The organism is uncultured Phascolarctobacterium sp. (genome assembly GCF_902463975.1).
Taxonomy (GTDB): domain Bacteria; phylum Bacillota; class Negativicutes; order Acidaminococcales; family Acidaminococcaceae; genus Phascolarctobacterium_A.
Window position 1 is genome coordinate 17,551 of sequence record NZ_CABQHJ010000020.1, and the last position, 15,123, is coordinate 32,673.

Here is a 15,123-nt window from a genome sequence, read left to right on the forward strand (position 1 = left end):
GCGTTCACTTCGTTTTGCTGATGTAAGGTATTGGTGGGCCCAGTAGGGTTCGAACCTACGACCAGCCGGTTATGAGCCGGCGGCTCTACCACTGAGCTATAGGCCCATGCAATCTACCAAACAGTATTATTTTATAATAGTTACAGTTGTTTGTCAACTATTATTCTAAGAAGTCCTTCAGCTTTTTGCTACGGCTGGGGTGACGCAGCTTGCGCAATGCCTTAGCTTCAATCTGACGGATACGCTCACGGGTTACTCCAAAGTGCTGGCCAACCTCTTCCAGAGTACGGCTGCGGCCATCCTCCAGGCCAAAGCGCAGCTCCAGCACACGCTTTTCACGAACGGTAAGCGTTTCAAGTACTTCACCTAATTGCTCACGCAGCAGAGTAAAGGAAGCAGCATCAGCAGGTGCCGGTGCATCATGATCCTCAATGAAGTCGCCAAGATGCGAATCCTCTTCTTCGCCGATAGGAGTTTCCAGAGAAACAGGCTCCTGCGCAATTTTCATAATCTCGCGTACTCTGTCTACGGAAGTATCCATCTCCTTGGCAATTTCTTCCGGCAACGGCTCACGACCGAGCTCCTGCAGCAGTTGGCGGGAAACGCGGATAAGCTTGTTAATGGTTTCCACCATATGTACAGGAATACGGATTGTACGTGCCTGATCGGCAATCGCACGGGTGATAGCCTGACGAATCCACCATGTAGCGTAGGTACTGAACTTAAAGCCCTTGTTGTAGTCAAATTTATCTACAGCCTTGATCAGGCCCAGGTTGCCCTCCTGAATCAAATCCAGGAACAGCATGCCACGACCAACATAACGCTTAGCAATGCTTACTACCAGACGCAGGTTAGCTTCGGACAGACACTTTTTAGCATCATTGCCCTGGGTTTCAACTGCCTTCAAAAGCTTTTCAAAATCTTCATCTATGTTGCAGTAGGCTTCAACAACCTTGGTATCCTTTTCTCTGCCATCACTCAGGCGTTCCTTGATTTCTTCAAGAATTGCCTTAATATGGTAAAGCTTATGGTCATCCTTATCGCTTGTCTCACGTGCAACAACAAACTGCTCGCAATCAGGAATCATCGTTTTCTGTTCTGCCATCAGACGCTGCAGATGCAGGCGTTCGTCCTTAGTGAATTCAAAAATCAGATTCTCATAATCAGCAATAGTATAAGGATTACCTGCTTTATGACGCTCCTTAATCATTTGAGCTACGCGGAAAACAGAACGCATTCTGGTAATCTGCCATTCCTCTTTCATATATTCACGCAGCTTTTCAATCAAGGTGCTGCCGCTGTCCTCAGCAGTAAACGCAGGCTCCTCCAGCTCAATCATCTTGCCGCGCTGAATACGCTCTGCCTGACGGCCCTTATCCATGCGCTTAGCCAGCTTAACCTCGTCCTCGCCTACAAGCAGAGGCACTCTGCCGATTTCCTTCAGATACATACGTACAGGATCATCAATGCTGATGCCTTCCGGCACAGACAGATTAGCCAGCTCAGATTCGCTGACCTCCTGATCATCATCATCTGCGTCATTGTCAACCAGCGGCAATATATCTTCATCAGACGAATTGTCATCTTCAACCAGCTCCAAGCCCTTGAGTGTAATAACCTCATATATATGCTCGACATCCGCAGTAGTGATATCTTCCATAGTATTAGTGAGCTTCATTACATCGCTATAGGTGAGAACACCCTTATTAGCCTTTCCCTTGCGGATAAGCTCATCAATTTGTTCCTGAGTTATTTTGCTTGTTGTAGCCATGGTGTCCCCTCCTTCCATATTTTTTTTAGTTTCCATAGAGTTTTTTGATTTCATTCTTTATCCTTTGACTTTCCATTAATTCCCCAAGAAAACGCTCATCTGCCGACCTTTCATATTCATCTGCCAACAGACGATGTTTTTCATATTCCTTTTCCAAACGCAGCCGTCGCATCTGTCTGAGGCAGTCCTGCAAAAGCTTATCCGTATCGCCTTCCGGCAGCCGATGTGCCAGAATGCGTGCCAATGCTGTCTGCGCTGCATCATCCAGAATATTATTCAGCTTATCCGTCGTATACCCAATGCCAAGCTCGCACAACCGCTCAAAAAGCTGTGCCAGCACAGCATTCTCAAAGCCGATTTCCTGCACATCCATGCTGCATTCATCACACAGCTGCGGCTGCTCCAAAAGCAGCCTTAGGAGCAGCTCCTCGGCCTGCTGGCCAACGCCGGCGCTTTTTTCTTCGGGCATAACCTGCAACTGTCCAGCCTGCTGTCTGCCACCCTTGCGTGCTGCCTTGCGGTATTCCTCCGCTATCAGGCCTTCATCGATAGTCAGCCGCTGCGCCAATCTTCGGATATGCTCCGACGCTTCAATTTCATTTTTACATTCTAGTAGGAATGGTAGTATATTCGACACAGCTTCAACTTTTCCTGCTAAATTTGCTACATTATTTTGCAGGATTGTTTCATCTATTTGAAAATCTATACCATTCTGCGCTGCCGCCAGCACCTTCTCAAAAGCATCCTTACCATGCTGGCGAACATATTCATCAGGATCCTTACCATCAGGCACACCGGCAATGCGCACCTTCAGCCCCGCTTCCCGAGCAATGCTCACTGCTCGCACCGAGGCCTTACGTCCGGCACTATCGCTGTCATAGCAGAAGATAACCTCCTCCGCCAGACGCTGCAGCAGCTTAGCCTGCTCCTGCGAAAAGGCCGTACCCATAGACGCTACCACATTATCAAAGCCGGCAGCATGCAGGCTGATGGCGTCCATGTAGCCTTCAACAACTACAGCCTTACCGCTTTTGCGGATAGCCTTCAGCGCAATATCCAAACCGAACAGCAGGCGCCGCTTATTGAACCACTGCGTTTCCGCTGTATTCAGATACTTAGGCGTACTATTGTCCAGCACGCGCCCGCCAAAGCCAACTATACGGCCACGGGCATCACGGATTGGAATAATCACCCTGTTGCGAAACTTATCATAATAGCCGCCGCGTCCTTGTGCTGCCAAGCCGGCAGCCTCCAAAACCTGCGGCTGGCAGCCACGCTTGCCCAGCGAGGTGACAAGTGCTGTAAAGTTATTCAGCGCATAGCCTATGCCAAAGCTGGCAATAATCTCTCTGCTGATGCCACGTCCGGCAAGATATGCCAGTGCCGGTTCACCATGAGCAGTTTTTGTCAGACAGGCCTGAAAGAATTTTGACGCCAGCTCGTTAGCACTGTAAATGCTGTCTCTTTGTTTCTCGCGTGCAATTTCTGCGGCCGTTTTCTGCTTTTCCGGTATCGGGATACCGTATCTGGCAGCCAACAGCTTTAATGCTTCCATAAAGCTACAGTTTTCGATTTTCATAATAAATTTAAAAATGTCGCCGCCCTCATGGCAGCCAAAGCAATAAAACATGCTCTTGCCAGGGTTCACCGAAAAGGACGGTGTTTTCTCTCCGTGAAACGGGCAGCAGCCCCAATAGTTCTGGCCTTTCCTTTTCAACGGCACGTAACCGGAGATTATTTCTACCATATCGGCTGTGCTGCGCACCTGCTCTTTAAAGTTTTCAAAATCTCCGTTCATTACCCTCTCCGCCTCCAACTATATTTCACACATAATCTATATTCAATGTATAAAGGGAAAATCCTCTTTTTTTCTAAAAAAATCTTTTTTTACGCTTGCACCGACTCTCTAAAAATACTATAATAAAAAGTACACTAAAAATTTCTCCTGTTTTTCATGCTTCAAGAGGTGACTTATTCATGAAGAAATTTCTTTTAATATTAACTATGCTTGTTATGATGCTGCCTTCTATGTGCTTTGCCGATCCGGTAATCACCAGCGACAGCCGCACATTCAATCCGCTCACTGGCGTATATGACCTGCAGGGACACGTCTTTGTACAGTTTCCGGCACATGACACAACCTTAACCATTACCGGCGATGCCACTAAGGTATATCTTTATGCTATGGAGGTTCACGGACAGGGTAACATTCATCTGAGCTTCGGCGATATGAGCTTCGCCTGCGATAAGGTAGATGTATATCATTCCGACAGAACTGCTTATGTAGATGGCAATCTGGTTTTCAATGATAACACCAACAAAATCACTGCAGACAGCGGCAGCTACTGCTGGAAGACGAAAATCGCAGCCTTCCATGGCAATGTTAAAATCAATGGTCAACCGCATGACGGTGATATCGCTTATAACGTTATGGAAAAGAGAATAACAGCACAATAAATTCTGTACAGACAAAAATCAGCCCATGCTTTACGTTAAGTAAGGCATGGGTTTTTCTGTTGAAAAACAGGTTTTTTCCGCTACAACACCAGGTACTCCTAACAATTTATATAGATAAAACTTCTATATGTAGACAGCATTTGCGGATACATCAAGAAAAAGAAGAGCTGTCACCTTTTTGATATGTACCCTCAATACTGGACAACCGGTATTGGGGGTACATATCATTTCAGCAACAACTCTTCTTTTATTAGAATCCCTTCTCTACTCTTACACCAATTTTTTCCAATTCGGAAACAATAGCTCTAACTTGGGGGCATACTTCCTCTGAACCGTCCGTGTTCTTCTTAAAAACACAATGAGACAAATGAACTACATCAACTGAAGAACGCTCCATAGACGCTATTTTCCGTCTGAGGCCTTCTTCGTCACCCAACGATATATCGTCACACCCATTACAGGTCCAAAATGCTGCAAGCTGTATGTCTTCTTCCTTATATTTAGAATATACCTTATCTTTATTAAATAAGATTTTCAGACAACCGGCACCACTACAGCGAGAAGAACTTTTTAAACAACGTAAAACTGCTATTCTTTTCATATCACTATAGTATTAAAAATCTAAATAATAGGTCAGGCTGACAGCTCGCTTCGGTAATTGACTTCCGCATGATTCAAATGACTTATCACTATCTGCAATATTCTTAACTCTGAAAATTACAGAAGAGTTTTTATCAAATTTATAGCCCATATTAAAGTTGAAATTAACTGCATCCTTATCCTTGCTTGAAGGAGTTTGCAAGCCATAATACTGAACGTTCAAAGACGCATTATATTTGTCGAGCTGATAATGAATTCCTGCAGTACCCATAAATTTATAGTCAGCTTGAGTCCATCCTTTAGCAGCTGATTTTTCTTTAGGATTAGAATAAGTCATACCTACATTATATTTCCATTTACTGTCAATATTTTGCTCGTACAATGCTTCAACGCCAGTATTTTTAAACTTATCGTTATTCACAAAAGTTTTGGTAGCGTCTTTAGAAATTCTGTTTTTAATATCCATATTGAAAACGGCAATCTTTACAGATTTATCATCAAACTGCTTTTTCCAGCCAATTTCACTTAACCAGCCTTCTTCAGGTCTCAAAGCAAGATTACCCGTATATCCATGGCCTGCATTACCAAACAGTTCCTCTGCCAAAGGAGTTCTGAATGCCTTATTCACATTCAGGAACAGGCTGCTGTTTTCATCAAGTTTATGCAAAACATTGAATTGTGGGCAGAATTTATTGCCCAGATCACTGATATACACATGACGACCGCCAACACTTACAGAAGTTTTTTCACTTACCGGAGCATCTAACAGCATATATATTGCAGTGGTATCTTGTGTTCTACGATATGTGCCTTTAGTCTGTGCCATACGTTCGCTATCAAAGTTACCGCCAACAATAATGGAAGCCTTCCTGATATCAAACTTATTATTTATATCAATACCGTAAACCTTGCTCCAGTTATCTGTAGTAAGGCCAGTTTTATCATTTACAATAGATAATTCATAATCCTTCCAATAAGTAGACACATTCAGATTCTTGTTTTTATATTTTACATTTAATAATCTGGATTCGGCATCAGGATCATTATAGCCACTAGGACCACGGTAGAAATAATCATTTGAATAATCGCGCTGCATATATACTACATCTAAATGTTCATCTGGAACAAGATGCGCAAAATAGTTGCTACTATCATATTTACCACCATACCTAACTTTAGTAGGTACGTTACTGTTTCCTAAAATGCCATCATGACCTCTTTCGCTGATTTTTCTGCCATCGTACGCAAGAGATAATTTATCAGCCTGAATAGCAATACCCCCTTCACGATAGCCATGCGTACCAAAGCCGCCATAAAGCCTGTTTTTAACAGTATCCTTAAGAATAATATTAACCATACCATCTAATGCGTCGGTACCGTAAAGTACAGAGCCGCCACCATTGAGTACTTCGATTCTTTTGATAGCAGTTACAGGAATTGCTGAAATATCCGCTCTACCCTGAATATTAATAGGTATGCCATTAAGCATAATTAAAGCTGAAGTTCTCATTCTCGAAGAAGAACCTGTGCCTCTAAAATGTACACCATTTTTTGCAGGTGCCGTTGTATCCAAGACCTCCGCACCCAAAACATTATACATAAAATCCATTACATTGGTTGCGCCGGTTCTTTCGATATCTTTTTCGTTATATACCTGAGTCATCGCGGGTACATCAATATCTTTTTTCTCGATACGCGATGCCGTAACGACCATCTCATCCAGCTTAAATTCTCCTTGAATATCGCCAGCAGCAGCGTAACAGTTGCCGGCAACTAACATAGAGAAAAGAATACCTGTTGACAAAATTAATTTTTTCTTCACTCAACTCATCTCCTTATTTTTTATAAACAATGTTTGTCAAATCTTCCATAGATTCGCAAACATAGTGAGTAAAACAAACCGTTAGCTTCATCGGTATAAGTATAACATCATTGTTTTTTACAGCTTTTACATCTTTCAGTGATTCATCACTCATATAATCTTTATATACTTGAGATTCTCCTCTGTTAATCTTTTCGATGTTCCAATCTATTAAAAGGAAAACATCAGGATTCGCTTTAATGATTTCCTCTTTATTTATATTCAAATTAGCATCATTAGGTAAATCAGTATCATCCACAGCATTTTTCAGTTGGCTCTTATGGATAATATCATCTACAATTGTACCTTTAAAGCTTCTTGCACCTAAGGAACTTGCTATTATCACACTCTTCTTGTCTGCTTCCCTAATATGCAGATTATTAATTTTCGCTAATCTACTTTTAAAAGTTTTGATAAGCTCTTCGCCTTTTTCTTCTTCACCTACAGCCTTGGCAACCTGCATAATATAGTCAGGTATATCATCAACCCTTTTAGGATTTTTGATTACAACCGTTTTAATATCAGAGCTTTCTAAGGCGTCAATAAAATCCTTTTTAAAGTTTTCCCTTATGATTACAAGATCAGGCTTATTTGCCAGCATAAATTCCATATTTTCTTCTGTTGTCTTGTTGACCGCCTTAGCTTTGTCTACAACATGTGATAATGCTCTTTCTCTACCACCTTTGCTAACAGATAAAATTCTTTCGGAATCAACCATATCCAAAAGAATTTCATCAGTGGATACATGCAAGCTGATAATTCTTTCCGGTTTTTTATAAAAACTAATCCTCTTACCTCGAGAATCTACAATACTATATGCCGTCTTCAGATTACTTTTACTGTTATCGGCAGCATTACCGCCACAACCTGCTAAAGCAAGAATTACTACCAGAAGTATCAGCGTAATAACTTTACTCACACCGCATCTCCTCCTAATATAAGGCTATTTCTTATTGAATCCCTCTGCTACTTGTGGTATGATTATATCAGATAATTACATTTTTTAAAAGAAACATCTTTTTATAGCGGTATAACTTCTTTTTATGCAAGGATTTGAGATTCAATGGATTTTAAGCAATTAGAGTATTTTTTAGAAACAGCCAACTCCAAATGTATAAGTAAAGCAGCAAAAAAACTATTTGTAACACAGCCTGCTATTAGTCAGAGTATTAAAAGCTTAGAAAGAGAGCTTGATACCAAGCTATTTAACAGAGAAGGTACAAATATTGTTTTAACAAGCTCCGGAGAAATTTTTTATAAATATGCTTGTGACTGCATCCTATGTATCGATACTGCTGTTTCAAAAATAAAAGACCTGCAAGCAGGCAAATCCGGTATTATTTCTATAGGCTCCTGGAACTCAATCGGTCTAGAGTATTTACCAAAACTTATGAAAGGATTCCATAAAGATTATCCGAATATCAGGCTAGATATAATTCAGGACGAAAAGCAAGCTCTTTTCTCCCGACTTAACTTGGGTACAATAGACCTGTGTTTTGCCAGAAAGCTTCCGGAAAACAGCAAATTTACGAAGCTTTCGCTCCCTAATGATTATCTGGTAATCATCGGAAAGAAAGATTTTTTTACAGATTCTAATGACTGCATCAATATCGCTTCTCTTAAAAACACACCTTTTATTATCAAAAAGAATCTTATAAATTCACTTACTGCTTTATGCGAAAAAAACTCTTTTCAACCATTTATATATTGCTTTTGTGATGATTTAAATACGTCTGTTATGTTGGCCAAAGCAGGCTTAGGTATCACTATTATTCCTAAATCTTACCTTAGTGAATATTCCACAGATTGTCTCACTGTAAAGAGAATTGCCGAACTCAACAAAATCAAAGAATGTTCGATACTCTACAACAAAAGTAATATTTCTTCGTCTGCTAAATTGTTTATAAATTATTTGAGACATATACAGCAAAATCATTCTCTATAATTAAAGCAGATTTAAATTTATCATCCGTAAAATCAAAAAGTTGTTGATAATCACTGCCCCCAATACTAATCAAAAAGTATTGGGGGCATTCTCATAATTTACAGCTATAGACAAAAAACAGGCTGTCGTTTTCTTCCGACAGCCTGCATAAGCTTTAAAAATATTCGTTATTATAGGTGCGGCATTTAGGAAAGAGCTCGTCGAGCAGCTGCAGCTTCCGCACATCGCTGCATTTGATGCGCCCTGCTTCCCACAGCTCCGTAGCGCTGAACGCACCGAAGTAAAGCTGGGTAAAGGTGCCCATGTCCATGGTAACCTCCTCCTGCTCCAGCGTGCTGACTGCCTCCAGCTTGCCCGGTGACGTACGCAGCTGCAGCAGATGATTATTACGCTCAAGCATCTTATCTGTCAATAGCAGTACCACACTGCCGCTGCTCATATCTTCTGCTACCGGCAGCTTGGCGAGCGCCACGCGCGCATCGAGGCAGCGCGCCATCATAAACGGCTGCAGCCTGCCTGTAAGCGCCTGGTCCGCAAAGCTAAGATATGTTTTATCCCACGGCTCCGCCAGCCAGCAAAGCTCCTGCGCTTCACTCCTGTGTCCTGCGGCATATTGCAGCAGACGGTTCTTCGCCGCAGCATCCTGCGTAAGCAGCTCCTGCACGTTGAACTTGCCGTCAGTCAGCGAGTAAAGCATATAGCCAACAGCTCCCCCCGCACGATAGACAACAGCGCACAAAACATTTTCCTGCGTAATTACAGACAACAGCTTGCGCCATTGGAAAGCAGTGCGCTGCGGTACGCCGTTCCATGCCGCAGTAACGCTTGCGTAAACGTCGGCCAAAGGATTGCAAGACTGCATTTCTGCATCTTCCTCCTTTAAAGATTGCAGCAAGGAAACTAAGTCCAGACGTTCTACCGACAGGTCATCACCTATTGCAGGAAGCTGCAGCTGTGTCAGCGGCATCTTATACTCGTGACGATAATAGCAATAAGCAAATTCATATGGCAGATAAATTCCGGCGTTAATTGGCATCAGCGTCACAAAGGGAAAGCCCTGTGAGCGCAGCACCTCAAAGGCAGTTTCCAGAAGCGGACGCAAAAGATGCTGTCCACGTGCTTCCGGAGCGGTGGCAATTCCTACAAGATACGGCACCAGCATATCCTGCCCGCACAAGCGCAGCATATAGGGATTGATATGCAGCATTGTGCGCAGCTTTTCGTCCTCGCCAGCCTTGTCAAAGCCACCGATAACCATATTATCCTTGCCGCAGTACTGCTCAAAATAGTACTGAAAGAAAGGCTCCGTCTTTTTTTCAAAGCAGTAATCCCAAAGCTCTTCTGCCTGATACATGCGCTCCTTGCTCAAGACACGGTAAATCATAAGCTACCTCACCCAATAATTACATTATATTTTTTCACCATAAATTCCGGATGCAGCGCCATTTTTGCCTCACGCAGACCGGGATGTCCCATATCCTCCTCGCGATTCAGATATTTTACATCTGTCCAGGCATGAGCGGCAAACTCTTTGGTAATAGCAGTATACAGGCCGCGCACATCATGCCGCGCCTTTTCTACATGCAGCACCGCTGTATCGTCGTTAATCTTCTTGCCAAAGCTGAAGGCCTGAATTTTACCGTCGAAACGGATTGCACCGCCACGCAGCTCCAGCTGTTCAAAGCTCAGGAAGGCCTCCTGGATCGCATATTTTTCGCACAGCAGCGAAGGATCCTCCGCCATATGCTCATCGCACCAGCGCTCGCCGAAGTTCAGGCATTCCATCATATTATCCATAGTAATCGGCTCATAAACGAAATCCGGATGCGCCTTGACGAAGGCATTGTAGTGATTCTTCTGTCCGTGCAGCTTGCGGCCGGAAAGCGTTGCCAGCTTTTCCTGCAGATATACATAATCCCAGTTGTCGCGGTCTTCTTCATAGGTCAGACCCGGCATCACGCGCTCAAAGCGCTCCTTGGTAAAATCATAGATACCATGCATTTCAAACGGTTTGCCCTGATGCTCCTCCTTCAGCTCCTGCATCAGACGCGGCAAATCCTCATCGCGTCCGCCAAAAGGCTGAATGTAAAAATCAACGTTGTTGCGTTTAACCTTCAGCAAAAGGAAATCGTGCGCTACGCACCAATAAATATGATAGCAGTCACGCCAGACAAAAAGATTGGAAAAGGCACATTCGCTGCCATTTTGATGTGATTTTGATATATAGCTTTCAAACAAAGGCTTTTGTGCCAATGTTACAGGTTTAAATTCTAAAATACTGATAACCCCCTAAAAAACTCATTACTGCTTGTATATTATAGCATATGAAATATAGCTTGCGTCATTGTAATTGCATTTTTAACATTAACTTCACAAAATAGATAACTACTATCCATTACCTATATTATAATATGCTGTTTCAGCTTTTCTGTAAAGTATGCACAAAAAAGTGCTTCAGTTACCAAAAGGTTACTGAGCTGTCTTAAGCATAAGCAGAAAATAACCGCACAGCTTTTACACTGGCGGTTATCTTAGCTATCGAACAATTCGACACGCATAAACTCGTTATATTATTCCAAAGTCCTGCTTAATTAAACTGACACAGGCGCTTTTTGACCTGCTCTGCCAGCAAAATACCGGCAACAGCCGTCAGCAGCTGCGGTACGCTCATCGCAAACATAATCGTCTTACGCAGCGCAGGATTCGGCAGCGCCAAACAGCTCAGCGCAGCCCAGGCTGCCAGCAGCATAACACAGGCCTTCGCCAACGGCGGTACACATAAAAACAGCTTGCGACTGCCCTTAAACTGACGCACAAGCAACACAAAGATAAAATTGCCCAGCCAGATTACAGGAATCAGAAACGGCAGCAGCACCTGCCCCTGCACGTAGGCCGTCAGCGGCAGCAAAAACGCCAGCAGCAACGCTGTCTTCAGTCCGCTCAGCTGCAGCGTGAGCACCAGCATCATATGCACCAAAGTACCGATGATAAACGTAGAAAGCAACTGCGGCATCGGCAGCACCAAACGCAGTGACTGCAGCGCCAGCGCCAGAGCCACCAGCAGTGCGCCCCGCACCAGCCTGCTGTTATTCATGCTTAACAGGGCATTCCTTAGCTACAAATGCCATATATGCATCCTGCAACTTTTGTGTCAGCTCGCCAACCTTACCGTCAGCAACGAAGCTGCGGTCGATTTTGGTAACAGGCATAAATTCGCAACGCGGTCCGCAGAGGAAGGCTTCGTCTGCTTTGAGTGCGAAATCCTTATCAAAAGCTCTTTCGATAATCTGCAGGTCCAGGTCTTTGGACAGGCGTTCCATCAGCAGACGGCGGGTAATGTTTTTATGAATAAAGTTGTTTTCGGGATGAGTCCACAGAATACCGTCTTTATAAATGAAGAAGCTGGCTTCCGTGCTTTCGGTAATTTTACCGTCGCGAACAAACAGAGAATCAAAAGCATTGCCGATAACAGCCTTCTGTTTAGCCATTACCTCCGGCAGACGGTTCAGAGTATTGATATCGCAGCGCGCCCAACGTACGTCCTCAACAGTAATAACATTTACACCCTTAGCACGCTTTTCAGCCAGTGCCTCGCGGTCAACCGGTACAGCATACATAGTCAGATGCGGAATGCTCTGCTCCGGATAGGACAGGGCATAAGCACCGCTGCCACGGGTTACCTGAGTATAGATTTCGCAGTCCTTCAGACCGGTTGCGGCCAGCAGGCTTTCATGGAACTCTACCAGCTCTTCAATCATATAAACGCCGGGGATTTTTACGGCGATTACGGAATCGAATAAATTGTTCATATGCGGCAGCAAAGCAAAGCAACGGCCGTTATAAACCGGTACAATTTCAAAAACGCCATCGCCAAAGTTATGACCGCGGTCGTTAACGTCAATAAATGCTTCAGCTTCCGGCATAATCTCGCCATCTACCAAAACTAATTTTTCTTGTTGATTTTCGTTCATCTTTATTCCTCCAATTGCGCAAGTCACAATAAATTAACAAAATAAAGCATTATTTATGCAATAAATTCAGTCAAAAATATTGTATAATATATATTGAGATTATTTGTTTTGCAGTCTGCAGAGCTCGTAAAAAGCTTATGACTACATTTTAATTATTATACACCATTTAAAGCCACTTTGGCAAAAAATATCGCAAAGGAGATTCCCATGACTCATCTGCCTACTATTATTAATGATTTAGCAATGATTTTGCTTGTAGCCGGCGTCACGACTATTCTTTTCAAGAAAATTAATCAGCCGTTGGTGCTTGGTTACATTGTTGCCGGCTTCATCACCGGTCCGCACTTCAACTTCTTCCCGACGATTACCGACAAAGCCAATGTCCACGCCTGGTCCGAAATTGGCGTTATCTTCCTGCTGTTCGCGCTGGGACTGGAGTTCAGCTTTTACAAGCTGAAAAGCGTAGGCAGTACAGCCTTTATCGCCACTGCGGTAGAAATCGGCGGCATGCTGGCCGTTGGCTACTTCGCCGGTACGCTGCTGGACTGGAATCATATGGACAGCCTTTTCCTGGGCGGTATGCTTTCTATGTCCTCCACTACAATTATCATCAAGGCCTTTGATGACTTAAAGCTCAGGGCGCAGCGCTTTACGGAAATCGTTTTCGGCGTGCTGATTATTGAAGATATCGCCGGCATCGTGATGATGGTGCTGCTGGCAACTATGGCTGTAGCCAGCGCCGATGTTTCCACGATGGAGCTGCTCCTCAGCATCGGACGCTTAATTTTCTTCCTCGTTTTATGGTTTGTTCTTGGTATGTACCTTGTTCCCAGCTTCTTTAAATGGGCCAAGCAGCTGATGAACGAAGAAACTCTGGTAGTTGTTTCCATCGGCCTGTGCCTTGGTATGGTAGTGCTGGCAACTCAGCTCGGCTTCTCCTCCGCTTTGGGTGCCTTCATCATGGGCTCCTTGATTGCCGAAGCACCTAACGCCGAAAAAATCGAGCACCTCGTTGCTCCTATCAAGGATTTGTTCGGCGCTGTCTTTTTCGTATCCGTCGGCATGATGGTAGATCCCGCTATCCTGCTGGAGCAGGCACTGCCTATTTTCGTGCTGGTAGTAGCAACAATTATCGGCAAGCTGATTTTCTCCACCGGCGGCGTGCTGGCCTCCGGTCAAAGTCTCAACACCTCTGTACACTGCGGCTTCAGCCTGGCACAGATCGGTGAATTCTCCTTTATTATCGCTTCCCTCGGCATGAGCCTCGGCGTAATCAGCAGCTTTTTATATCCGATTATCGTAGCGGTATCCGTAATTACCACCTTTACTACACCCTTCTGCATCATGGCAGCCGAGCCTTTCTACCAGCTGGTGCTGAAGCTGCTGCCACCGCAGGCAAAAAGCTGGCTTGACCGTTACACCGGCACCAATACCGATGATGACAAGGATCAGGACTGGAAAAACCTGCTTACCGGCTACACTATGCGTATGCTGATTTTCATTACGCTTTTGGCAGCCATCGCCCTGGGTGCGGAATATTACCTGCTGCCTTATCTGGGCAACACCTTGAAGCTGCCGTACAGCAGACTGCTGACCGCAGCAGCCACCTTTATCATCATGTCGCCGATTCTGCGCGCTGTACTTGTCAACCGCGCCGGCAACGGTGATTTATTCTCCAAGCTTTGGTTTAAGAAGCGTGCTAACCATCTGCCGTTAATGTTCCTGTTATTCGGCAAGCTGCTTGTAGCATCTGCTTCGCTGTACTTCATCTTCCACACACTGCTGAAGCTGCATGGCTTTCTGGCCTGCGTTTCTATATTGCTGGCAGCCTACTTCATCTCCTCCTCCGACTGGCTGATGAGCGAATATCTGCGCATCGAATCACGCTTTTTGGTAAACCTTAACGAAAAGCACATGCGCAAGCATCGTGAAAGTGCTCCCGATGACAGCCGTACCTGGTTCGACGAGGATTTGCAGCTAGTTTATTACGATTTGCAAAACGACTCCTCTATAATCGGCAAAACTCTGCGCAGTCTTGGTTTCCGTGAAAGCTATGGCTGCAACGTTCTGCAGCTTTTGGGCAGTAATCGCACTGTTGATATGCCCGGCGGCGAGCAGATAGTAGAAAAGGGCGACAAGCTGCTGCTCATCGGCACCGCCAGCCAGCTGCAGGTTTTTGATGCTGCTGTAAGGCAGCGTAGCTTAGGCCTGGAGCGCTGTGACCTGCCGCAAAGCCTGCGTGAATTCATGCTAGATAACCACCAAAATAAACCGGAGCAGCAATTCCTTTCCCTGGCAATTACGATTGATAAGCATTCTCCTATTTTGGGAACCTCGCTGAAGGCTGCCGATTTGCGCAATAAGTGGAGCTGCCTCGTTGTCGGTCTGGAGCGTGGCGCCTTTACCATTACCAACCCCCACGTTTCTCTCGTTTTCGAAGAAAACGACCTGCTCTGGGTATTGGGCAAGCAAAAGATGATGAACACGTTAATCAGAGAAGAAATTTTGTAATATCGTT

General features: G+C 44.3%; 12 protein-coding genes and 1 tRNA gene. 3 read left to right on the forward strand and 10 right to left on the reverse strand.

Features of this window, described 5'->3' with window-relative positions:
- Positions 1 to 31: 31 nt before the first annotated feature.
- The 3 genes from RDW05_RS06970 to dnaG form a co-directional block, all read right to left on the reverse strand.
- Positions 32 to 106 (reverse strand) — tRNA-Ile (locus RDW05_RS06970).
- 54 nt (positions 107 to 160) lie between these two features.
- Complete coding sequence (rpoD, locus tag RDW05_RS06975) at positions 161 to 1,771, reverse strand: RNA polymerase sigma factor RpoD (RefSeq protein WP_307978382.1); 1,611 nt, start codon at positions 1,769 to 1,771, stop codon at positions 161 to 163.
- A 25-nt stretch (positions 1,772 to 1,796) separates the two neighbouring features.
- Positions 1,797 to 3,569: a DNA primase gene (dnaG, locus tag RDW05_RS06980; RefSeq protein WP_307978383.1), complete on the reverse strand. Its 1,773-nt coding sequence runs from the start codon at positions 3,567 to 3,569 to the stop codon at positions 1,797 to 1,799.
- Positions 3,570 to 3,748: 179 nt separating this feature from the next.
- On the opposite strand from dnaG, the gene RDW05_RS06985 reads away from it, so the two are divergent.
- Positions 3,749 to 4,228, forward strand: coding sequence for an OstA-like protein (locus RDW05_RS06985; RefSeq protein ID WP_307978384.1), 480 nt, complete (start codon positions 3,749 to 3,751; stop codon positions 4,226 to 4,228).
- A 250-nt stretch (positions 4,229 to 4,478) separates the two neighbouring features.
- Here the strand turns inward: RDW05_RS06985 and RDW05_RS06990 are convergent, their stop codons facing one another.
- The 3 genes from RDW05_RS06990 to RDW05_RS07000 are packed head-to-tail and all read right to left on the reverse strand — an operon-like array spanning position 4,479 to position 7,608.
- Positions 4,479 to 4,829 (reverse strand): CGGC domain-containing protein, encoded by a 351-nt coding sequence (locus RDW05_RS06990; protein ID WP_307978385.1) that lies wholly within the window; start codon positions 4,827 to 4,829, stop codon positions 4,479 to 4,481.
- A 12-nt stretch (positions 4,830 to 4,841) separates the two neighbouring features.
- Positions 4,842 to 6,650 carry a TonB-dependent receptor domain-containing protein gene (locus RDW05_RS06995; RefSeq protein ID WP_307978387.1) on the reverse strand — a complete coding sequence of 603 codons (1,809 nt, stop codon included), beginning with the start codon at positions 6,648 to 6,650 and terminating at the stop codon, positions 4,842 to 4,844.
- Between the two features lie 13 nt (positions 6,651 to 6,663).
- A complete protein-coding gene (locus tag RDW05_RS07000; protein ID WP_304259671.1) occupies positions 6,664 to 7,608 on the reverse strand; it encodes an ABC transporter substrate-binding protein in 945 nt (314 codons plus the stop codon).
- A 144-nt stretch (positions 7,609 to 7,752) separates the two neighbouring features.
- Here RDW05_RS07000 and RDW05_RS07005 point away from each other — a divergent pair, with 144 nt between their 5' ends.
- The gene (locus RDW05_RS07005; RefSeq protein WP_307978389.1) at positions 7,753 to 8,634 is read left to right on the forward strand and encodes a LysR family transcriptional regulator; all 882 of its coding nucleotides are present in this window, start codon (positions 7,753 to 7,755) and stop codon (positions 8,632 to 8,634) included.
- Positions 8,635 to 8,788: 154 nt separating this feature from the next.
- Here RDW05_RS07005 and eis read toward each other — a convergent pair whose 3' ends face one another.
- The 4 genes from eis to RDW05_RS07025 all read right to left on the reverse strand — a co-directional run bounded on the left by eis (position 8,789) and on the right by RDW05_RS07025 (position 12,605).
- Complete coding sequence (eis, locus tag RDW05_RS07010) at positions 8,789 to 10,018, reverse strand: GNAT family N-acetyltransferase (RefSeq protein ID WP_307978391.1); 1,230 nt, start codon at positions 10,016 to 10,018, stop codon at positions 8,789 to 8,791.
- An 8-nt stretch (positions 10,019 to 10,026) separates the two neighbouring features.
- A complete protein-coding gene (locus RDW05_RS07015; protein WP_293847697.1) occupies positions 10,027 to 10,887 on the reverse strand; it encodes a DUF2156 domain-containing protein in 861 nt (286 codons plus the stop codon).
- Between the two features lie 334 nt (positions 10,888 to 11,221).
- Positions 11,222 to 11,728, reverse strand: coding sequence for a hypothetical protein (locus RDW05_RS07020; RefSeq protein WP_307978393.1), 507 nt, complete (start codon positions 11,726 to 11,728; stop codon positions 11,222 to 11,224).
- On the reverse strand, positions 11,721 to 12,605 hold the full coding sequence (locus RDW05_RS07025) for an aminotransferase class IV (protein WP_307978394.1): 885 nt from the start codon (positions 12,603 to 12,605) through the stop codon (positions 11,721 to 11,723). Before RDW05_RS07025 ends, RDW05_RS07020 begins: the two co-directional genes overlap by 8 nt.
- A gap of 207 nt (positions 12,606 to 12,812) precedes the next feature.
- On the opposite strand from RDW05_RS07025, the gene RDW05_RS07030 reads away from it, so the two are divergent.
- Positions 12,813 to 15,116, forward strand: coding sequence for a cation:proton antiporter (locus RDW05_RS07030; protein WP_307978395.1), 2,304 nt, complete (start codon positions 12,813 to 12,815; stop codon positions 15,114 to 15,116).
- Positions 15,117 to 15,123 lie beyond the last annotated feature (7 nt).